This is a genomic window from Helicobacter monodelphidis (assembly GCF_003288845.1).
In the GTDB taxonomy this organism is placed as follows: Bacteria; Campylobacterota; Campylobacteria; order Campylobacterales; family Helicobacteraceae; genus NHYN01.
Genome location: NZ_NHYN01000022.1, coordinates 1 through 21,218, shown reverse-complemented (window position 1 = coordinate 21,218; position 21,218 = coordinate 1). Strand labels below are relative to the sequence as shown.

The following is a 21,218-nucleotide window of genomic DNA, read 5'->3' as shown; positions in this document are numbered from 1 at the left end:
ATTTGTGAGATTCTAGGCTAGTTTCCTTTTGTGTTTAAACCTAAAATATACTGCTAAATTCTCTAAATTTCTCAAAAAAAGCTTTAAGCTTATAGATAATTTCCTCTCTTTTTGCATTATTTGTTTCCTCCTCTTCCTTACTTGAGGCAAAAAGAGGAATGGGCGGAAGAATATCATCAATATCTTTCCCAAAATCCCTAAACTGCTGAATGTCAAAAGCATTTGATAAAAAATTATTTACTTTTTCTTTATCAAGTCCATCTTTTTGAGCCATTACTCTAAGTTCCTCACTATATTTTGTGCTGATAAAATTTTTGAAAAGCACTTCAAATTCCTCATCTTTTTTTACTTCTATCACAGCCAAAAATTCTTTCAATAAATCGCTTTTATTACGCAAACTTACGCTAGATTCTATACTTTTAATAATTTTTTCTTTATATTCACTTTTTTGTTCTTTATGGTATTCTTCAAGCAAAAATAAAATATATTCGACACTTACCTCTACTTGTTTGATAAGCTCAATTTCAAACACCACATCATCATCGATTGGTTTTTTCTCATTATCGCTCCTAAGCTCATCATAAATCGCAAGGTAATGACTTCTATAATCTTGCTTATCTGCTTCACTTAGAATCTCATTTTCTGCAAATTCATCAAAGGCATTCAAAATATTCTCTAGTTTCAAAATCCCATTAAACAACGCGACAAACTCCTTTTTCTCGCTATCGCTTTTAAGCGGAAAATTTGAAAAATCAAATGTATCTTTTAGCTCATTTACAAGCTCTTTATAGCCTTTAATATGCTTACCATCATCATCTATATATCCCTCTAAATACTCTTTAAAAGAACGAAGCAATATAATATTTTGTGCCTGCTTATCGCCAAAAAGCTTTAAGCTGTCATTTGTAGCCTTTTCGAGATTCCGAAAACATACGATATTGCCAAAAGTTTTAATACTATTTAAGATTCTATTTGTCCTTGAAAATGCTTGTAAAAGCCCGTGATGTTTTAAATTTTTATCGACCCAAAGTGTATTAATAGTTTTAGAATCAAAGCCGGTTAAAAACATATTCACTACGATAAGTAAATCAAGTTCTTGGATTTTCAGCTTATTTGAGATATCTTTATAGTATTCATCAAAATTTGTCAAACTAAAATTTGATTGAAACATTTGATTATAATCATTGAGTGCAAGTGCTAAAAACTCTTTAGAATCCTTACTCCCTGCCCCCTCATCAATCTCATCTAAATCGGGGTTTTCACTATAACTATAAATCAAGCCAATTTTTAGTGGATTTTCTTTATTTTGTTGTTGGTTTTTAAACTCATCATAATACAATTTTGCTGCATCTACGCTCGAAGTAGCAAAAATAGCATTAAAGCCATTTACCTGCTTACTCTTTAGCTCCTCATTACCCATTTTATTATGAAGCATATATTTTAAGGCATAACTTTGATTGCGTTTTGTCTTTTGGTTAAAATGCTCTAAAACATAACTTACAATCTTATTTATTCGCTCACTATTATTTAATGCACTTTCTTGCTCTATCCCCCATACTTGCTCATCATCAATATTTTCTTTTTCTTTCATTGTAGAGTGGTATTCCACCCTAAAGGGCAGGACATTTTTATCAGCTATGGCATTGAGAATTGTATAAGAGTGCAGTTGTTTGCCAAAAGTAAGTTCAGTGGTTACTTGAGTAGCCTTTATCTCATCTTCGCCCAAAATATTTTTAGTCTTTGTTGTAGCGAATTTACCTTTTGGGGCATTCTCTGCAAATATTGGCGTGCCTGTAAATCCAAAGATATAATACTTCTTAAATTTCTTTATGATTTGTCTGTGCATTTGCCCAAACTGACTCCTATGGCATTCATCAAAGATAAATACTACCTCATCATCAAAAATCTTAGAATCTTGATATTTTTCTACAAAAATTGAAAGTTTTTGAATAGTTGTGATAATAATTTTACTCTCACTATCTTCGATACATTTTTTAAGCTCATTTGTGTTTTTTGTGCTATTTGCTGCACCTTTTTGAAATTTATCGTATTCTTTCATCGTTTGATAATCCAAATCTTTCCTATCTACGACAAAAAATACTTTTTTGATGAAAGATAGTTTTGTCGCAAGTTGGGCAGTTTTAAATGAAGTAAGAGTCTTGCCACTTCCCGTGCTATGCCAGATATATCCACCACTCTCCTTGCTTCCATAAAGTTTATGATTATGCGATAAATTGATTTTTTCGACAATCCTCTCACTTGCGACAATTTGATAAGGACGCATTACAAGCAGTTCTTTATCTACATTAAAAACGCAATATTTTGTAAGAATATTAAGCAAAGTGCGTTTTGCAAAAAATGTCTTTGTAAAATCAACCAAATCCAAAATAGCCTTATTTCTCGCATCGCTAAAAGTAATAGTAAAAGCAAAATTATCATTTTTTGCCCTATTGTTTTCAGCTTTTTGCCTTGTGCTATTGCTATAATACTTCGTGAGTGTGCCATTACTGATAACAAAAATTTGCACAAAATCAAAAAGTGCATTCCCCGCACTAAAGCTCTCTTTATTATAGCGTTTGATTTGGTTAAACGCCTCTTTGAGATTAACCCCTCGTCTTTTTAGCTCGATATGCACTAAGGGCAAACCATTAACTAAAATACTTACATCATAGCGGTTTTTAAAGCTTCCTTCATTGTTTTTAACTTGTGAGATAACTTGCAAATCATTTTTATAAATATCTACTCTATCGATAAATTTAATATTTTTCTCGCTACCATCATCGCGCCTTAATACTTCAAAATAATAATCTGTCTGAATCATAGCTGTTTTATCAGCTTTGCTTTTTTGAGGATTTACAATGAATGTCTTATAAAATCTCGCCCATTCATTCGCACTAAATGTAATATGATTAAGCTTTTCTAGCTTAGCTTTCAGATTAGATTCTAGCTCATGTATAGAATCTATGCTGATGTATTCATAACCTTGTTTTTGCAAATCCTTTATAAACTCTGCTTCAAGCTCTGCTTCACTTTGCATACCCTTTCGCTCTCTTGTGCTTGGGATATAGTGCGCTATAATCGTGCTATTATCATTTTGCGATACAAGCTCATTCATTTTATTCCTTTTATTTATGAAAATCTACCACTATTTTACTTTGTTATTATGAGATTTATCCAGTCATTGCACGAGATCATCATTCCGTCTTGACAAAGTCAAGGTATCGCAATTTACCTTCATTCCGTCATTGCGAGGAGCAAAGCGACGAAGCAATCCATTGTTCTTTTGGATTGCTTCACTGCGTTCGCAATGACGAAAGTATAGTCTGTCATTCTCAAGGTAAGCCGAAGAATCCATAACAATGCCCTTATTATTGCGAGAAATACACAATGTTTCATAGTAGCCCACAATATCACTATTTCGCATTTTCTATTATCTCAAAAAGCTCTTTGATGATTTTAGGGTGAAGAATCTTACCTGTATGATGAGGCAAAACCATTCTATAAGTATTTTTGATATAGATTCTATGACTACCTTTTTGTCTATCAATGATAAAGCCATTTTGGAGTAAGATTTTTTCAGCTTCTTTTGCAATGAGCTTTGGGAGTTCAGGCATTTGCTATCTCAATAGGCACTATTGTGGTAGTTTTACTAAGAATCTTATTAATCTCGCTTTGCTCCAAGCTCTCTAAATACAACTCACCCGCTTCTTTGATATTGAGCAAAGCTTCCTCATAGCTCTCTCCTTGCGATACACAACCCTTAAGCTCTGGTATATAAGCAAAATATCCATTTTCATCTTTTTCTATCACTGCATTGAGTATCATCATCAATCCTTATGTATCAATTCTCTTAATTATACTATAAATTTCATATTTTGATTTACTCTATTGTATTCATTACTTCCCCTTTATTAAATGTCATTGCGAGGAGCAAAGCGACGAAGCAATCCATTGTTCTTTTGGATTGCTTCACTGCGTTCGCAATGACGAAAGTATAATCTGTCATTCTGAAAGAAGCAATAGCCGACTGAAAAATCTACGCATATTCACATTCTTTAAAGCTTAGTAGCTTCTCTCTATAATACTCATATTGCTTTCTCCTGCCCTCAATCTCTGCAGGAAGTCCTATGCTTATATCATTGACTAAGGCATCAAATGTATCTAAGATTCTCACGATTTCATTTTGCACTTCAAGAGGCGGGATTGGGATTTTAAACTTTTTAAATTCAGAATCTGAAATTGATGGATAACTTGTACCTTGTTCATTATGTCGCACAAAATCTAAACATTTTTGAGTAGAAATGCAATAAAAAATCCATTTTGGTAAAACAATTTGTTTATTTGTTCGTAAAACACAAAAACCCGTGCTACAAATTGATTCGTCAAATTCATCATTGATAATACAGAATCTATGCAGCGCTGGTCTTGTCGTTGCAAACAAAACATCATCTTTGATGACAATCTGTTGCGCTCTGCTTGGTGCACTATTTTTATCAATGAATTGAATATCAGTAATTTTTCTATTTTTCCTAGATACAGAAGATAAATCAATATATTTATATTCTCTTGTCATTGCGAGACTTGATGAAGTCAAGGCGTGGCAATCCGCATTCATTCCGTCATTGCGGGATAAAGCTAAAGAATCTATATTTTTCCAAGAAACTTTATTGATTTTCTCACACACTCCCCCCAAACTCATATATCTAATTGCCCCCCCCCTTGAGCGTTTTTTAAGCTCCTCAAAGCTTAAAAGTTTATCTCGGTAGAAGCTGTATTGAGCGCGTCTTTTCTCTAATTCTTTCTCTAATTCTTTCTCTAATTCTGTAAATGTATCTAAGATTCTCACTATTTCATTTTGCACTTCAATGGGTGGGACTGGGATTTTGAGATTCCATAAATATGACTTATTAAGTTTTGGCATTGAACCGCCATAAAGATGTTTTTGTAATTCATTTTGATGGTTTTTTAAAAAATAAAAAACAAACTTAATTATTACCCCATCTTTTTGAGTTGCCACAAAACACACATCAGTAGCCCAAAATTCTCTTTCTTGAAATCCTACAAAACCTGCACTTCCAGCTCTTGAAATTGTAACTGCATTTTTAAAGTTAAATTTATTGTAATAGCCTGTTGGTTCTGTTCCACCACCATAAACAGGATATTGAAAATCATTGCTCATCATCGATTTTATAATTCTATCACCTGCTTTTAAATTGCATATTGTTTGTAGTTCTTTAAACTCTACACCATTAGGACAAAGATTTTGTATGAGTTGTTCTATCTTATTCATTTACTCTCCTTTCTATTGTGGATACTTCGAGACAAGCCCTTTAGTATTACTTTAGATTGCTTCACTGCGTTCGCAATGACAATATAGGGATTTTAGTATGATGTTCTGCCTTATCATTGCGCAAGACACCATTATTTTGTCATTGCGAGAGGCTTTAGCCTCGTGGCAATCCACACTTTTATTTTGGATTGCTTCACTTCGTTCGCAATGACGATAGGGATACAGAATCTTCATCGCCGAAGATTTGACTTTAAAATCAAAATCTACCCAATGAAATGAAGTAGTAAAATCATCAAAAATTATTACAGGCTTCTTTTTATCAGCCTTATAGATTCCATCTTTTTCATTCGTATAACCCAAAATAAAACTTTGTCCTGCTGTTAATGCAGGTATATTGTATTGTTCATTATAATCTGTATCTTTGACGATGTATTTTGTTGGTTGTTCGTAATCACACACTTCCCCAAGTGCCTTAAACTCCACACCATGAGGACAAAGATTTTTTATAAGTTTTTCTATTTTATTCATTTATTTTCCTTTTTATTCGAGACACTTCATTCCGTCATTGCGAGGAGCAAAGCGACAAAGCAATCCACACTTTTATTTTGGATTGCTTCACTGCGTTCGCAATGACGATGCATGCTTCACAATGTCATTGCGAGCCGACAAAGTCGGCGTGGCAACCCATAATCCACAATCAAAGCAAACTCTCATATAAATCCTCCCAATTTGAATTAAAATCATTGATAAGTTCTAGTTTTTTCTTGCGACTTCCTGCTTTGATTTGCTTTTCACGAATGATAGCAGATTCTATATCATCAAAAATCTCATAATATACGAGCATATCTAAGCCATATTTTGCAGAAAATCCTTGTGTAAGCTTATGTTTATGCTCATAAATTCGCCTTATTAAATCACTTGTAACGCCCACATAAAGTGTGCCATTGCGTTTATTGGTAATGATATAGATATAGGCTTGTTTCATTTATTTTCCTCATTTATCGTTTGGATTGCTTCACTGCGTTCGCAATGACAAAAGTGATAGATTGCTTCGTCGCTTCCGCTCCTCGCAATGACGATATGGGGATTCGGTATGACGTCTCGCCTTGTCATTGCGAGAGGCTTTAGCCTCGTGGCAATCCATTTTGAAATACCCAAACACATTTATCCTTCCAACTCACTTACGATTTCATCGATTTGCTTACGCAAGGCATTTTGTCTTGCTACGATAGCCTTAATCTCCTCATTGAGTGCAACTATATCAATAATCTCCCTTGTATCCTCTGCCTCGACATAGCTACTCACGCTTAGATTATGGTCATTTTTAGCGACTTCTTCATTTGAAACAACGGCGACTTTATACGGGATATTGTGCCTTTCTTTGTAAAGACTTAGGATAGATTCTATATTTTGATTGCTTAGTTTGTTTTTATTTGTAGCTTTGATAAATTCATCACTTGCGTTGATAAAGCAAATATCATTACTCATTTTATTTTTACGAAGAACCATAATATAAACTGCAATGCCTGTGCCAAAGAAAAGATTATCGCTTAAAGCGATGATAGAATCTATATAATTATTTGTGATGAGGTATTGCCTGATTTTCTGTTCTGCTCCAGTGCGATACATTATACCCGGAAAACACACAATAGCTGCACTTCCACTCTCACTAAGCCAAGAAAGCGAATGCATAATAAAGGCAAAATCAGCCTTTGAATTTGGGGCTAAAACTCCTGCTTTGCTATATCGCTCATCATTGATAAGCAAAGGATTATCCTTACCCTCCCATTTGGTGCTATATGGGGGATTAGAGACTATCGCATCAAATGGCTCTTGCTCCCTATGCCCCTCGCAAGGCTTGATAAGTGTATCGCCTAAGGCAATATGGAACTTCTCATAGCCTACATTATGCAAAAACATATTCATTCGTGCGAGGTTATAGGTCGTGAGATTTATCTCTTGCCCATAATAGCCAAGTTTTGGGTCTTTATGCAGAATCTTTTTGTATTGCAAGAGGAGCGAACCAGAACCACAAGCAGGGTCATAGACTTTATTAGGCGAGGGATTGTTATGTAAAGTTATTTTTGTCAAAAGTTCACTCACTTCTTGTGGGGTAAAAAACTCGCCTCCGCTTTTTCCTGCATTGCTTGCATACATAGTCATCAAAAACTCATACGCATCGCCAAAGGCATCGATTGAATTATTTGCATAAGAAAGTTCAAGTTTGCTTATTTCTTGCATAATTTTTAAAAGTTTTTTATTGCGTTCAATCGGGCTTGTGCCGAGTTTGTCAGCATTGACATCAATATCTTTAAAAAGCCCCCTAAAATTCTCTTCGCTCTCACTGCCTAAACTAGAATTTTGAATATTGTTAAATGCCGTATTGAGCCGTTCATTGAGTGTGGCGAGATTATTAGAATCTTTTGTATCACGCAAGACAACTTCAAACAAATCACTAGGTAAGATAAAGAATCCTTTAGCATTTAAGATTCGCTCTCTTGCTGTTTGTGCTTTCTTATCATCTAAATCAGAGTAATTTGTTCCTTTGCTTAAAGGATTGATGTATTCAATGAGATTCTCACAAATGAAGCGGTAAAACAAAAATCCTAAAATATAGCTTTTAAAATCCCAGCCATCAACACTCCCGCGAAGTTCATCTGCGATTCTCCAAATCGTGCGGTGTAGGTGCTCTCTTTCTGTGTTAATATCCATAAAATAAGCCTTTTGTGTGGTATTGAGATTTGACTGCAGTGTGGATTATAGCATAAATATAGATTGCGAATATATTTGATTTTATCACTTCTTTGATTTTTTAGTTCTCTCATCTTGACTTAGAGAATCCGTATTATTATCTCATGAATACTTCGCTACACTTAAGTAGGACAAAATACCTCGTCATTGCGAGACTTGACATAGTCAAGGCGTGGCAATCCACACTTTTATTTTAGATTGCTACCACTTCCTTCAAAATGTAGATTCTCACGCAAAGAATCTTCATACCACCAAAGCCTAGATTCTATCCAAAAAGTCTTTTATCCTCAAAATCATCAATCGCTTCACGATACATCGCAATCATTTTATCGACACACAAAGATAAGTCATAGTTTTGCGCACTTTGAGCATATTGTGCCGAAAGCTCCTTGATGACTTCTTTATGCTCCATGAAGTAATCAATCTTTGCTGCCAAATCCCTCGCATTCCCCGCCTTAAACAAACTTCGCTCATCAAGGGCAAATTGTTTGGTCGCAGAAAGCGGACTATCAGCGATGATTGGGACAATCCCGGAGGCAATGGCTTCGAGTGCCGAAATCGCCTCGCCATCGACATCAGCGGTATGCACATATATATCCATATAGCCATAGAGTTTTGCTAACTCATCTTTTGATACAAAGCCAAAATCAACTTCATTGCTTAGCTTCTTTGCAAGTTCTTTATATTCTTTCTCTTTTGGTCCTTGCCCTTTGAGGTGGAGCTTGATTTGCTTCTCATATTTGCTCAATGCAATCGCCTCAATAAGGACATCTTGCCTCTTTTCTACGGAATATCGCCCCGTCATCACAATATGGAAAAAACCATCAGATTGTGCTGATTCAACGGGCTGAAATGAGGTATTAAAGCCATTTGAGATAACAAAAAACTTTGCTTTATAGTGATTTCTTTGTAATTCGCTCTCAATCAGTCGCGATGGGCAATGGATATGATGAATGAAGCGATAAAATTTTGCCTTGAAAAGCCAAAAAATAAATTGATGAATAAATGGAATGTATCGTAAGTGTGCGTTGTAAGTAATGTGTTCTGGTTGCAAATGAAACGCCCCAATGTATGGAATCTGCAACTCTCTTGCAAGTTTCATGGCGACAATCTCTAGCTTGAATGGCAAAAAACAATGCACAATATCAGCACCTTTCAGAGCTTATCTATAAAGGACTCAAGACTTTTATAGATACTTCGGGCTTCAAGCCCAAAGTCATGACAACTTACTGCCCGTCATCCTGAGCGTAGTGAAGAATCCATAATATTAGATCTGTGCTATTGTCTGAATACTTCGGGCAAACCCTCGATATGATGAGACAAGCTGTCATTATGAGGCGAAGCCGAAGAATCTATACTTTGAGTTTAGCTAGATTCTGTAGGGTTATTCCTTGATGGAGTCTTGCTGATTTGAATATCTGTGATACTGCTTGAAGTTTTAGTTTCCCCCCCTTGCGGGAGATTGCGTAGGGTATTATTTTTCATTAGCTATTTGCCTTGATTGAGTATATTTTTTTGTAAATCTAAGAATTTATTTACCAATATATGCATTTCTGTATATGAAGATTTAAAATCATCTTTTTCTGCATCTTTATAAGCTTTTTTGGCATTTTCTATTGCAGTTTTGATTTTAGAATTTACTTTGTCATCAAACTTGTAGCTTTTGCAATAATTTTGTAAATACTTTTTTAAGCAATGATCTGTGAGTTCTTGACATGGACTATTTCCACTTTGTCCAAATGATTTTGTCGTATATTCAAAATGAAGTAAAATCCAATATTCAAAACAAGGGTTAGAAATAATATGAATTAGTTTCCTATTGTTCTTAATTTTACTTATAGCTTGATTAAAACTTGTATGTGTATCTTTATCAAATACACAATAAGTAGAATCGTAAGTATTTGTCTTGTTCTGTCCTTCTGCATATTCTACTACGCTAATGGGGGCAGAATCTGAATTATTATCTGTTTTAATATGCGCATTAGGTATCTTGAGATTGTCTCTAAGGGTTGTCAAATATTTATATTCTGTTTTTTACCTTCACAAACAATAAGTATTACTTCATTTTGTTTTCTAAAACTTTTTCTTCGTTGTAAATCTCGTTCGTTTCTTTTTCTATTTTTCTTAAATAAATCATCACTTCCCGTTTTTTTCTCCCATAGCTAGAGAAATATCTTTAAAGTGGGGGCAATACACCAAAACGACCAGCAAGATAAGAATCTTCTAAATTTGCTTCTTTTCTCTGCTTAAAATCACTTAATGGATAAAGCTTTGTTGCTTTATTTTGTTTTTCGCAAAACCAAATTTGGTCACTTCTAAAAACATCTTGGTTTAATACTGAAGTTTCGTGCGTTGTAAAAATAAGCTGTGCATTTGATTTGTTTAAATCTTTATTATGAAAAAGCTCAATTAAAAATTTAGTCATCAATGGGTGTAGATGGTCGTGAAGGTCATCAATAATGATAATATTACCATTTTCTAAGCTATAGAGCCAAGTAACAATAAGTTTAAAAAATCTTTGTGTTCCATCAGATTCCTTATTCAAAGAAATGGAAGTTTCTTCCCCCTGCTGATTGATATAAATGAATGATATATCTAAGAGTTTTTTGCCTTGTAATTCTTGCATAGCTATCTCTTTAATCTCTTTTGGCATATCGCTAGGCAAATCTTTTTCATCAAATTCTTTTTCTTGAATCTTAATATTATCAATATCTAAATCTATAATTTTCTTAAGATTCTCATTTTTATACATATCGATAGTAACAATATCATCACTCCAACTATTTGCCTCACCAACTCTAAGCTTCTCCCTAAACCAATCAAAAATAGGCTGGAGTTGAGTGCTATTAAGTTGCACTGCGGTAGATAGAAATAAAGCATTATCTCTTGTAGAATCTTGCCAAAGTTTTTTTTGTCCTAAAAATTTAGTGCTAAAACTCCATTCATATTTATTGCTTTTGTCATTATAAACCCTCTCAAACCATTTTTGAGCTATATTTGTTCCCATATACACAAGCAACCATTCCTCTAAAACCCTTTCTTGTGTAGCACTAAAGCCATATTGATAGCGAATATTGTCAATTAAAAAAGTAATTTCGAATGTACTAGCTCTATCAATGTCAGAGTCGGGTAAAAATGGGGTAATAGGTATTTTTGTTCCTCTTTGTTGCCCAGCACTATTAAGAATAATCTCTTGTACTATGTCAATGGCTTTGATGAAGCTTGATTTTCCAGCAGCATTTGCTCCATATATTGCACTGCTTTTAAGCAGTCTTAAACCTTGTGATTGTATCGAAGTATGGGTATCTAAATGAGTTTTATCTGTATTTGCAACCATACTAAAAACTTGTTCATCTTGAATGGACAAGAAATTTTTTACCCTAAATTCAACTAACATTAATTAATCCTTGCAAAAACTTAGAATTTACAAAAAATCTAAGCGAGATATAGTTCAAAAATGAAATTGAACGAATATTTTAACAAAAATTTGCAAATTTTATATTTAAAATGCTATATAATTTTATATTCGCTTATTTTACCTTATACGCATCTACTCTCTACGAAGCCCTTTACATGATCATTTCTGCATACTTTTGGCTATATTCATCGGTGATATATGAAGCATATTCTATGTGATTTGGGGTTAAAAATATCTCTTTGCAAGATTTTATATCATCTTTATTATTCAAAACTATATTATAACATGCTCCCCTTAAACTTTATTGATATACCTTGACTTTTTATCTCTAAAAATATATACTATTTCATATATATTTTTAATGAGGTAGTAAAGATGACAAAAATTGCGAAATTATTTCAAAATGGCTCATCACAAGCGGTGCGATTACCCAAAGAATTCCGCTTTGATGGTATAAGTGAGGTAATAGCGAAGAAGCAAGGTAGTAGTGTGATACTTATACCTAAGGATAGCTTTGCGTGGGGAGATTGGTTTGAGGGATTGAGTGAGTTTTCAGCTGATTTTGCAACAAAGTTGCAATCCCACACAGATTCACCACAAGAGCGAGATAGTGTATTTAGCGACAAGGAGGGAGGGTGAGTAAAATTCTCCTTGATACAAATATCTGTATCTATATCATCAACAACAAGCCCCCAAAAGTCCGTAAGAAGCTAGAATCTCATCAAATAGGCGATATTTATCTCTCAAGTATTACCATAGCCGATCTGTATTATGAGGTGTGTAAAAGCAAACGAAAAGAGCAAAACCTCCTCGCATTAGAACATTTTATTACTCCTTTTGAGATAGTAGAGTTTGACTATCAATCCGCCCTATGCTATGGTAAGATAAGGGCAGAGCTTGAGAAAAAAGGGTGTGTGATAGGTGGAATGGATATGCTTATCGCCTCGTGTGCGATGAGTATCAATGCTACGCTTGTAAGTAATAATGCTCAAGAGTTTCGGCGTATCAGTGGGTTAAAGCTAGAGAATTGGACGGAATGAAAATCTTGAAAGGATGGTATGAATAACTAAATTGTTTTCTTTTGTGGATACTATAAATTGAGTGTTTATAGATACTTCCCTTTTCCTTTGCTCAAGGTCAGTATGATAAGGTGAGTTAATGTTGCAAGTAGATTCAGTATGATTATGCTTTGTCATTTAATTGCCTTTTAATATATCAGTTAAGATTTGTGCTAACCCATCTTTGCTTATACTATCACTTGCTACGCTAACGATAGTATCTTCTAGCTTTTGGTAGAAATCAGTGGGGAGAGAATCTGGGAAATTTAGCTTGATAAAAGCTTTTGCTATATAGATTGCGGTGCGTTTATTGCCATCTGCAAAGGGGTGAAACTTCACACAGGCAAACATTAAATGCGTAAGTTTATCTATAAGCTTGGGTAGTAGCTATCATTTTGGATTTGTGTCAAAGCAGAATCTAAAAGAGCGATTTGCTTAGGGTTTGCTCCCTTTAGTCTGCCTATTGTATCAATAATATCATCGTGCATTATTTGCACTTCTTGCAAACTCAAATATCTCATTTGTCTTTTAGTCTTTCAAACACGGCTCTATTTTCTGGCTTTTTTAAATCTTGCAACATAGCTTCGCGTAGTTGATGGAAGTCGCTCATTTTTGTCTGCTTTATGCTTAAATGTGCTTGTGCCTTATCTGCTAGGGCTTTAAAATCGTCCAAAAACTCTTGCTTGACATTTTCTAATATTAAAGTCATTTTTATGCTCCTTTTGTTTAATTTTAGCATATTATCTTTAAGCTATTTCTTTTGGCTTAGATTCTAAAGATATTCTCATAGAATCTCCCTTAATAAATCCTGCACTTCTTGTTCTAAGTCTCGCAACTCTTTGTCTATTGATTCAAGCGGGCGAGGTGGCGTGTAGGTATAAAAATACTTATTGAAAAGTATCTCATAGCCTATGCTTTTACTCTCCCAATCAATCCACGAATTTGACACATAAGGCTTGACTTCTGTATTATAATAGCTTTGTATATCTGTTTTGAGTGGGATTTTTTCTGTATTGGTATTTTTGTCGCTATCAATGATGAGATTAACTTGTGTTTTGCTAAGTTTTACACCTAAGAATGCAAGGAAATCATCTCTACTTGTGAAATCTTGTGGGCGAGATTCTAAGGTTTTGAGTTTGTTTAAGATTATATCTTTGTCTTTCAATGCTAAGAACTTTTCATTACTCAGGAGAGATTCTATACTTTTTGGCTTTTCTATGGTAATTTTCGCATAACCAAAGTCATCATTATCAAAGATTAGGCAGTCTTTTGGATTATTATTTTGCCTTATGTTTTGAGTATATTTCTCTCCCTTAAAACCTAGAAACAAATCTGTGATACGATGAATATGCTCTTGTGTCATTTCATTTTGCTTTTTACCAAGTGATTTTTTCATTTTTTGATAAAATGCTTGATTAGTCGCATTGATAAGCTGAACTTTGCCTTGTTTGTGTTTAGGCTTTTTATTCGTAATTATCCATATAAATGTCGGGATACCTGTATTATAAAACATATCTGTAGGAAGTGCGATGATAGCTTCGAGATAGTCTTGCTCTATAATATGCTTTCTTATTGCGACTTGTCCAGAGTTTGAGTTAAAAAGACTACTTCCATTATGCACGGAGGCTATACGCGAACCAAGCTTTGAGTTATTTTTCATTTTACTTAGCATATTAAGCAAAAACATCATTTGCCCATCATCGCTATTTGTGATACCCACGCTAAATCTCTCATCTTTGCAAGTGCCTTTTTCAACTCCTAGCTTTTTTTGCTCTATTCCCCATGATTTGCCATAAGGTGGATTGGTCAGCATAAAATCAAATGTCAAATCCCCTAATTTATCATCACTCAATGTCGAGCCATATTTGATATCGTCTGGATTTTCTTCTTTTATCATCATATCGGCTTTGCATATCGCATAAGTTTCTTGATTGCTTTCTTGTCCATAAAGGTGAATTTGTGCTTTTGATTGTATCACACCATTTTTATCTGTGATGGATTTCTTAGCCTCTGTGAGCATTCCACCACTCCCACAAGCATTATCATAGATAAGATAAGTGCCCTCTTTTATCTCATTTTTAATCGGTAGAAATACCAAATGTGTCATTAAAGAAATAATCTCTCGCGGGGTAAAATGCTCCCCTGCTTCTTCATTATTCTCTTCATTGAATTTTCTAATGAGTTCTTCAAACACATATCCCATACCTAGATTTGACAAACCCTCGTGTATGATATTACCTTTAGAATCTTTGATAGATTCGATACCTAAATTTATTTTAGGACTACAAAATCGCTCTATGGTCGCATATAGAATCTTAGCTTCATCAAGTGTTTTAAGCTGATTTCTTAGCTTGAATTTATCGATAATATCTTGCACATCATATTGTTTGGCTCATCAAGTAAGCTTTGCAATGTAAATTGAGAGGTATTATAAAAGCAATGTCCGCTACTATGTTTTGGACTTATCAGCAGTGAATCTATATTGCTCATTTTGTCTTTGTATTTATTATTAAGTATCTAAAACACGATCTTTTGTAGGTATCAAAACACAATCTAAACGACGAATCACCACCATAGGCAAAATCACATCACGATACTTACCCTTAACATACATATCTCTTAATATATTATCAGCCACACCCCAAATAAAGCTAATAATAGGCTGAAATTCCTTTATTGGCATAAGTTCCCTTTGTAGTTTCTTGAAATTATATTATATTCTTTGAGCAAAAATATAAAATTTTAAAATCCTCTTGACTTAGAGTAGCTCTCATAGTTTATAATTGCATTTTTAATATTTAAACTTAAGGAGCAATGATGCAAACACTTTTGATTTTTTCACACACATATTTTAAGGATTCTAAAGTCAATAAAGCACTTTTAGAATCTGCTAAAGACATTCAAGGATTAGAGATACACAATCTCAATACTCTCTATCCAAATGGCAAGATTGATAAAGAAGCTGAAATCACACTGCTTAAAAACGCAGATAAAATCATCTTTCAGTTTCCACTCTTTTGGTTTAGCACACCGAGTTTGCTAAAAGAATGGCAAGATGAAGTGCTAACGGGTATTGCTTATGGTGCGGATTCTAAAATGCTTAAGGGTAAGAAATTCCAAATCATTACCACTTTAGGCGGTGCAGAATCAAGCTATGATGGACATCATGGATATGATATGAAAACATTGCTTTCACCTCTACAAAGTGCATTTAGCTATATGGGATGTGAAGTGCTAGAGCCATATTGTATTTTTAGTGCGAATGTAGAAAATCTTAATATGAGTGAGTATGTGGGGGTTTTGAAAGGATAAATAAATGGGGATAAGGAGCAAATATGGCATACACGATACTTGAAGTCTCAAAGCAAACAGGAATTTCGCCTCATACATTACGATTCTGGGCGAAAAAAGGGTTGTTTCCATTTGTAGAACGCGATAGCAATGGCGTCAAGTATTTCTCTCAAAGCGATATTGAATGGGTTGGCTGGATTGATTGGTTTCGTCGGAGCAATATGAGTATCGAGGATATTAAGCAATATGTCAATCTCGCTATGCAGGGCGATAGCACGGCACAAGAGAGGCAGAGAATGATAGCTATTCAGCACACAATCGTGCTAGAAAAAATTAAGGAGTTTCAAGCCATCGCCAAATCACTAGAACACAAACTTGATGTGTATGCCAATATGCTTTCAAATGGCAAAGACGCGATGAATCCCCAAAGCAAGGATTATGTGAAGTGCAAAAAAGTGTGTAAAAAAGATACAAAAAAGGACAAAAAACGCAAATCAAAATAGCGCACTGCAAATGCGATAAGCCCCAAAGATTCTATGCAAAACCTCTATTCAAAGACCCTATTATATAGAATCTTATCAAGGAGTCTAAGCAATAATCCAAATCCGCATTTGACGCTTTGCGTAAGCTTTAGTATGAGATTGTCTCGTAGTCAAAATCAAAAAGTCTCACTACTCTTCCCACAAAGTCTCTATCTCTATCATCGCCTCATCGCTGTGCATACCCGAGCCTTTCATACCAAAATCCTTGATATTGAGCTTAGATTCTAATGTGAGCTTAGGCATTGTCTCATCACTTATATCAAGGCTATAATCAAATGCGATGTTTTTCTCTACGCCATTGAGTGTGAGATTTGCTCGCATAGTGCCTCTATATAGCCTCTCTTCGGTGCTATTTATCTCATAGCTTGTCATCACAAATATGCCTTTTGGATTCACACTTGCATTGAAATAATCTGCTTCTAAAAGATGTTTATCGCGTTTTTTACTATCACTAAAGACAGAATCTATCACAATCTCGCCTTGCAAACTTTTGATATTATGGGGAGATTCTAAATTCAATGTGCCACTAAACTGCTTGAAATGCCCCTTCACATTCATAAAACCCATTTTCTTAATACGAAAGCCAATATGCGAATCATTCTTCAAATGAAACTCTTTTGCACTCACAGAGACAAGCCCCATAAACGCACACATTATCAGTGCAACTAAACTTTTTAAAGCCATAATTTTCCTTTAATCTGAAGTATCAAAATCTCCCTCAAAAAGCTTGAATAAAATCCTATGGAGCGTCTCTATCTCATCGCTATCTATATGGGATAAAAGCAATTTTTTTTGCATTTTGAGCATATATTTGTAGCTTTTTTTTGCAATCTCTTTGCCAGAATCTGTCAGCAAAATGAGATTTTGTTGTCTATTTTTGGGATTTCTCTGACGATAGATAAAGCCTTTTTGCTCCATATCATCAAGCAAGATTCTCACATAATTTTTATCCACTTGGATATAATCACAAAGCTTGATTTGCGAGATTTCTTGATTGAGACATACCCACAAAATCCCTACTTGCTTATGCTCCAACTCATATTGTGCCTTTGTATATTCATCAAAAGCAAATGAAAACTTCTCACGCAATTTTGTCGCCAAAAACCCAATAGAATCACGAATATCAATAGAATCCACTCTGTATTCCCCTTCAAAAGATAATCTTGCAGTATTATCACTATTAATGATAATACTAAAAAATGATTATAATTAAAAGTTACCAATGAGTCAAGAAACTTCAGAATCTTTGGAGCTACTATCATTTTATTATATTTTTCAACACAAATGAGCGTGTGGGGATTTGCATGATTTATGATATAATGTTGATTATATCTTAAGGTTAGGTTTAAATTGTGAATATATCTTTTATTGACCTTTTTGCTGGTATTGGTGGGTTTCATTTTGCACTTAAAGGGCAAGATTGTCTTTATGCAAGCGAAATTGATTTAAATACACAGAAGGCATATAGCTTGAATTTTCCTAAAACACCACTTTTTGGAGATATTACCAAAGATGAAGTTCAAGCCCTTATTCCCAACAAATTTGATATTTTATGTGGCGGATTTCCATGTCAGGCTTTTAGCATTGCGGGGTATCAAAAAGGCTTTGATGACACAAGAGGAACATTATTTTTTGAGATTGCAAAAATTGTCAAAACGCATAGACCAAAAGTAATATTTTTAGAAAATGTTAAAAATTTAAAGAATCATGACAAAGGTAATACATTTTCAGTTATTCTAAATACCTTGCAAGATTTAGGATATTTTGTTTTTCATGAAATCTTAAATTCTGCTACACACGCCAATATACCTCAAAATAGAGAAAGGATATTTATTGTTGCTTTTCACAAAAAACAAGTTAAGAAATATCAAAAATTTGCATTTCCACAACCTGTCAAATTAACAAAGACTATTCATGATTGCCTAGAATCTATAAAACAAGATGATTGTTTTTACTATACACCAAAAAGTCAATATTATGATTGGCTTAAAGAAAGTGTTGTAAAACGAGATACAATATATCAACTACGCAGAATCTATGTGAGAGAAAATAAATCAAATCTTTGCCCAACTCTTACTGCAAATATGGGAACAGGTGGGCATAATGTGCCTATAATCAAAGATGATTTCGGTATCAGAAAACTCACACCTAGAGAATGTTTTAATTTTCAGGGCTATCCGCAATCTTTAATTAACCTCAATAGTTATGAAGACATTTATAAGGATCGAGGGGGACATATACTCTTAAGTATAAATCCTTATGTAATGCATTTAATGATACAAAGGTGTGCAATTTTATGCAGAAAGCCCCCACAATCTAGCGTAAGTTTTTTGTGCTTAAGGAGAAACTAAGTGGGGGAATCTTAGAATAGTAAGATTTTAATTTATAGTGAGTTCAAAGAGTTTTCTCGCAATCTCTTTGAACAACTCTAAGGCTATTTCATACAGTTACACTTAGGCTTTTTCTATTTCAACCACATTGAAAATAAATTATGTTTGCAGATAATATATAGACATCATTAAGACTTTTTTAGCAAAATTACAAATACAAAACTAGAAAAAATGAAAGTAATCAAAGAAGCAACAAGAAAGAACTCGGTATCTTAAGAAACACAAAGAACTCAACAAAAGACAAAACTGGATTAGATACCAAATATTCTAACCCAATTTTTTAAATCCATAAAGTTAAGAAAGCTCGGGATAAACAGAAACCTTTTTACGATTCTTATCCTTTCTCTCAAACGCAACATAACCATCAATTAATGCAAATATAGTATGATCCTTGCCAATACCCACATTTTGCCCGATATGAAACTTTGTACCTCTTTGGCGAACCAAAATATTACCCGCACGCACAAACTCACGCCCAAACTTCTTAACGCCCAAACGTCTTCCAGCTGAATCACGATTGTTCTGGGTGCTACCTTGACCTTTTTTATGTGCCATTTTTTCTCCTATCCATTAATCGCAGTGATACGCACACGCGTGAAAGAACGTCTAAAACCTCTCTTTGTTTTGCTATCTTTGCGTCTTCTTTTCTTGAAGGTAATAACCTTTTTTGCTCTACCCTCATTAATTACTTCACCTTTTACTTCTGCCCCATCCACAAACGGCGATCCCAAGACAAGATCGCCATTTTTTGAGATTGCTAAGACTTCTGTTAGGCTGACTTCTGACTTTGGCTCAAGACTCATTTTATCAAGCAAGAGAATATCCCCTACCGTTGCCTTGTATTGTTTGCCTCCATTCCTAAAAATCGCATACATCAAGAATGCTCCTTAAAAGTTTAGATCTTAAATATGAAATCCCAATTATATCCCACAAAGGATTAAGAATTCTTTAAAGCAATACATTCAATTTCTACAAGTACATTTTTAGGAAGAGTTTTAACTGCAACCGTACTTCTTGCAGGTTTATGTTGTATAAAATATTGCCCATAAATTTCATTAAAATCGTTGAAGTGGTCCATATTGCTTAAAAAAACTGTTGTCTTGATAACTTGCTGAAGAGAGCTTTGCCCAGATTGTAATACAGCTTTAAGATTCTCCAGCACTTGCTTAGTTTGTTCTTTAATTCCGCCAGATACCAAATCTCCTTGCGGAGTAAGTGCAATTTGTCCAGAAGTGAAAATCAATGAACCAATATCAATAGCTTGAGAATAGGGACCAATTGCTGATGGGGCATCTTGTGTTTGTAGAATTCGCATTTTTAAAGTACTCCTTAACAAAAAATAACTGCTTTTACACTAAAAATTAAGCAAACAAATTATACAATAGCACGACTAAAGTTCTGTTGATATTAAGGAGTATTAAATGAAAATTTGTTTATCTGTAGTAGTTGTTTTATCTTTTTTTTCTTTCCTTTGGGCAGATAACTATGTGGAATTCAAAAATCAAACATCTTCAACAGCAAATACCAAAAAGAGTCGTTATGACTCTATGCGTTCCGTACCAACAATTAATGCAGATGGGAGAAAGCCTGCCCTACAACCCCTTCACACTTTAAGGGAGGAGAATGCAAAAAAACAAATTATTGATGAACAAATCCGCAAAATGCGTAGCAAGAATCCAAACTCTGAAAAAGGTTATGTTATTGATGGACGCACCGGGAAGGTTGTTGGAATGCTTTCCTCATCTCGCACAAAGGAGTTACCTAAAAGCAGGTCAAAAATTCAAACTCATACAGGGAAATCCAATATTCAACCTGTGTCACCCAAAGTACAGATTGGATCCTACGAAATGCAAGAAGAAAGAATCGATTTATAATGCCGATAACTACGAATAGTAAAAATTTCTTAGTTGCTTGGTGTAATATCAGTCGTTAACGAAAATCTCTGCCATTCTGAGTAGTGCGAAAAATCCACAGAATCCATGCGGAAACATTTCCTTTTCTCCTTTACAGGGAGGTAAGGGATTTCCATGTTGTATTTTACCCCCATCCCTCGCAATGACAGTATGAATGGATTTATCCTCGTGTGGGAGATACACCCTATTCTAAGCCCCTCCCCCTTGCGGGAGGGTTGGGGAGGGGAATGCAGAGGAGGAGGAAATTTATGAGTGTATACGTAGCGTTTGCAACTAGCTCTTTAGCTCCTCTTGTATAATCTCTTTAACTGCTTTAAGCCCCTCTTGTGTTAGCTCTTGTTTATCGATTGGAAAATATGCCCTTTGTGGGATTTTTACAAGGTTTACCCGATATTTTGAATTATGCTTGCTATCTTGAAGACGGAATTTTACTTAACAAGGACGGATCTTTAACGGCAGGATTTTGTTATCGATGGTGGGATTATTAGTGGCGGTATTTTGGGTAGTGTGGTGGGTGGACTTTTTGAAAGTATGATGAAAAATCAAGCCACAGAAACAACACAGT

At 34.5% G+C, this 21,218-nt stretch carries 25 protein-coding genes and 2 pseudogenes; 7 read left to right on the top strand and 20 right to left on the bottom strand.

What is annotated here, in order from left to right:
• Positions 1 to 40 precede the first annotated feature (40 nt).
• The 12 genes and pseudogenes from CCZ01_RS08525 to CCZ01_RS08470 form a co-directional block, all read right to left on the bottom strand.
• Entirely contained in the window at positions 41 to 3,115 is a 3,075-nt protein-coding gene (locus CCZ01_RS08525; protein ID WP_112052799.1) for a type I restriction endonuclease subunit R, read from the bottom strand.
• Positions 3,116 to 3,178: 63 nt separating this feature from the next.
• Entirely contained in the window at positions 3,179 to 3,424 is a 246-nt protein-coding gene (locus CCZ01_RS08520; RefSeq protein WP_112052798.1) for a hypothetical protein, read from the bottom strand.
• On the bottom strand, positions 3,414 to 3,614 hold the full coding sequence (locus tag CCZ01_RS08515) for a type II toxin-antitoxin system HicA family toxin (protein ID WP_112052797.1): 201 nt from the start codon (positions 3,612 to 3,614) through the stop codon (positions 3,414 to 3,416). Before CCZ01_RS08515 ends, CCZ01_RS08520 begins: the two co-directional genes overlap by 11 nt.
• Positions 3,607 to 3,825 (bottom strand): type II toxin-antitoxin system HicB family antitoxin, encoded by a 219-nt coding sequence (locus tag CCZ01_RS08510; protein ID WP_112052796.1) that lies wholly within the window; start codon positions 3,823 to 3,825, stop codon positions 3,607 to 3,609. Before CCZ01_RS08510 ends, CCZ01_RS08515 begins: the two co-directional genes overlap by 8 nt.
• A 211-nt stretch (positions 3,826 to 4,036) precedes the next feature.
• Positions 4,037 to 5,290 (bottom strand): restriction endonuclease subunit S, encoded by a 1,254-nt coding sequence (locus tag CCZ01_RS08505; RefSeq protein WP_112052795.1) that lies wholly within the window; start codon positions 5,288 to 5,290, stop codon positions 4,037 to 4,039.
• A 51-nt stretch (positions 5,291 to 5,341) separates the two neighbouring features.
• Complete coding sequence (locus CCZ01_RS10765; protein WP_220106547.1) at positions 5,342 to 5,818, bottom strand: restriction endonuclease subunit S domain-containing protein; 477 nt, start codon at positions 5,816 to 5,818, stop codon at positions 5,342 to 5,344.
• A gap of 169 nt (positions 5,819 to 5,987) precedes the next feature.
• Positions 5,988 to 6,275, bottom strand: a complete 288-nt coding sequence (locus tag CCZ01_RS08495) for a GIY-YIG nuclease family protein (RefSeq protein ID WP_112052794.1) — start codon at positions 6,273 to 6,275, stop codon at positions 5,988 to 5,990.
• On the bottom strand, positions 6,272 to 6,454 hold the full coding sequence (locus CCZ01_RS08490) for a hypothetical protein (RefSeq protein ID WP_112052793.1): 183 nt from the start codon (positions 6,452 to 6,454) through the stop codon (positions 6,272 to 6,274). The genes CCZ01_RS08495 and CCZ01_RS08490 overlap by 4 nt, the downstream gene beginning before the upstream one ends.
• The gene (locus CCZ01_RS08485; RefSeq protein ID WP_112052792.1) at positions 6,455 to 8,002 is read right to left on the bottom strand and encodes a type I restriction-modification system subunit M; all 1,548 of its coding nucleotides are present in this window, start codon (positions 8,000 to 8,002) and stop codon (positions 6,455 to 6,457) included.
• Positions 8,003 to 8,306: 304 nt separating this feature from the next.
• Positions 8,307 to 9,182, bottom strand: coding sequence for a glycosyltransferase (locus tag CCZ01_RS08480; RefSeq protein ID WP_112052791.1), 876 nt, complete (start codon positions 9,180 to 9,182; stop codon positions 8,307 to 8,309).
• 347 nt (positions 9,183 to 9,529) lie between these two features.
• Positions 9,530 to 10,063, bottom strand: a pseudogene (locus CCZ01_RS08475) (RloB family protein); the annotation flags it as partial.
• A gap of 154 nt (positions 10,064 to 10,217) precedes the next feature.
• Positions 10,218 to 11,438, bottom strand: a complete 1,221-nt coding sequence (locus CCZ01_RS08470) for an AAA family ATPase (protein WP_112052789.1) — start codon at positions 11,436 to 11,438, stop codon at positions 10,218 to 10,220.
• 396 nt (positions 11,439 to 11,834) lie between these two features.
• Here CCZ01_RS08470 and CCZ01_RS08465 point away from each other — a divergent pair, with 396 nt between their 5' ends.
• Positions 11,835 to 12,098, top strand: a complete 264-nt coding sequence (locus tag CCZ01_RS08465) for an antitoxin (RefSeq protein ID WP_112052788.1) — start codon at positions 11,835 to 11,837, stop codon at positions 12,096 to 12,098.
• Positions 12,095 to 12,499 carry a type II toxin-antitoxin system tRNA(fMet)-specific endonuclease VapC gene (gene vapC, locus CCZ01_RS08460; protein WP_112052787.1) on the top strand — a complete coding sequence of 135 codons (405 nt, stop codon included), beginning with the start codon at positions 12,095 to 12,097 and terminating at the stop codon, positions 12,497 to 12,499. The genes CCZ01_RS08465 and vapC overlap by 4 nt, the downstream gene beginning before the upstream one ends.
• A 156-nt stretch (positions 12,500 to 12,655) precedes the next feature.
• Here vapC and CCZ01_RS10870 read toward each other — a convergent pair whose 3' ends face one another.
• The 3 genes and pseudogenes from CCZ01_RS10870 to CCZ01_RS08445 all read right to left on the bottom strand — a co-directional run bounded on the left by CCZ01_RS10870 (position 12,656) and on the right by CCZ01_RS08445 (position 15,200).
• Positions 12,656 to 12,856, bottom strand: a complete 201-nt coding sequence (locus CCZ01_RS10870; RefSeq protein ID WP_258437146.1) for a Fic family protein — start codon at positions 12,854 to 12,856, stop codon at positions 12,656 to 12,658.
• 178 nt (positions 12,857 to 13,034) lie between these two features.
• Positions 13,035 to 13,226 (bottom strand): hypothetical protein, encoded by a 192-nt coding sequence (locus CCZ01_RS08450; protein ID WP_112052786.1) that lies wholly within the window; start codon positions 13,224 to 13,226, stop codon positions 13,035 to 13,037.
• Positions 13,227 to 13,301: 75 nt separating this feature from the next.
• A pseudogene (locus CCZ01_RS08445) lies at positions 13,302 to 15,200 on the bottom strand (type I restriction-modification system subunit M).
• 131 nt (positions 15,201 to 15,331) lie between these two features.
• Between CCZ01_RS08445 and CCZ01_RS08440 the strand changes: the two are divergent.
• Positions 15,332 to 15,829: an NAD(P)H-dependent oxidoreductase gene (locus CCZ01_RS08440; RefSeq protein WP_258437143.1), complete on the top strand. Its 498-nt coding sequence runs from the start codon at positions 15,332 to 15,334 to the stop codon at positions 15,827 to 15,829.
• Positions 15,830 to 15,852: 23 nt separating this feature from the next.
• The gene (locus CCZ01_RS08435) at positions 15,853 to 16,311 is read left to right on the top strand and encodes a MerR family transcriptional regulator (protein ID WP_112052784.1); all 459 of its coding nucleotides are present in this window, start codon (positions 15,853 to 15,855) and stop codon (positions 16,309 to 16,311) included.
• Between the two features lie 168 nt (positions 16,312 to 16,479).
• Here the strand turns inward: CCZ01_RS08435 and CCZ01_RS08430 are convergent, their stop codons facing one another.
• A complete protein-coding gene (locus CCZ01_RS08430) occupies positions 16,480 to 17,034 on the bottom strand; it encodes a YceI family protein (RefSeq protein ID WP_112052783.1) in 555 nt (184 codons plus the stop codon).
• 9 nt (positions 17,035 to 17,043) lie between these two features.
• On the bottom strand, positions 17,044 to 17,487 hold the full coding sequence (locus CCZ01_RS08425) for a MarR family winged helix-turn-helix transcriptional regulator (RefSeq protein WP_258437140.1): 444 nt from the start codon (positions 17,485 to 17,487) through the stop codon (positions 17,044 to 17,046).
• A 215-nt stretch (positions 17,488 to 17,702) separates the two neighbouring features.
• Here CCZ01_RS08425 and dcm point away from each other — a divergent pair, with 215 nt between their 5' ends.
• Positions 17,703 to 18,701: a DNA (cytosine-5-)-methyltransferase gene (gene dcm, locus CCZ01_RS08420; RefSeq protein WP_258437138.1), complete on the top strand. Its 999-nt coding sequence runs from the start codon at positions 17,703 to 17,705 to the stop codon at positions 18,699 to 18,701.
• Between the two features lie 333 nt (positions 18,702 to 19,034).
• On the opposite strand, the gene rpmA is transcribed toward dcm, so the two are convergent.
• The 3 genes from rpmA to CCZ01_RS08405 are packed head-to-tail and all read right to left on the bottom strand — an operon-like array spanning position 19,035 to position 20,055.
• A complete protein-coding gene (gene rpmA / locus CCZ01_RS08415; RefSeq protein WP_112052780.1) occupies positions 19,035 to 19,295 on the bottom strand; it encodes a 50S ribosomal protein L27 in 261 nt (86 codons plus the stop codon).
• Positions 19,296 to 19,303: 8 nt separating this feature from the next.
• Positions 19,304 to 19,618, bottom strand: a complete 315-nt coding sequence (rplU, locus tag CCZ01_RS08410; RefSeq protein ID WP_181566379.1) for a 50S ribosomal protein L21 — start codon at positions 19,616 to 19,618, stop codon at positions 19,304 to 19,306.
• A gap of 59 nt (positions 19,619 to 19,677) precedes the next feature.
• Complete coding sequence (locus tag CCZ01_RS08405; protein ID WP_112052778.1) at positions 19,678 to 20,055, bottom strand: RidA family protein; 378 nt, start codon at positions 20,053 to 20,055, stop codon at positions 19,678 to 19,680.
• A 106-nt stretch (positions 20,056 to 20,161) separates the two neighbouring features.
• Here CCZ01_RS08405 and CCZ01_RS08400 point away from each other — a divergent pair, with 106 nt between their 5' ends.
• Positions 20,162 to 20,614 (top strand): hypothetical protein, encoded by a 453-nt coding sequence (locus CCZ01_RS08400; RefSeq protein WP_112052777.1) that lies wholly within the window; start codon positions 20,162 to 20,164, stop codon positions 20,612 to 20,614.
• Between the two features lie 365 nt (positions 20,615 to 20,979).
• Positions 20,980 to 21,141 carry a hypothetical protein gene (locus CCZ01_RS10475; protein WP_181566378.1) on the top strand — a complete coding sequence of 54 codons (162 nt, stop codon included), beginning with the start codon at positions 20,980 to 20,982 and terminating at the stop codon, positions 21,139 to 21,141.
• Positions 21,142 to 21,218 lie beyond the last annotated feature (77 nt).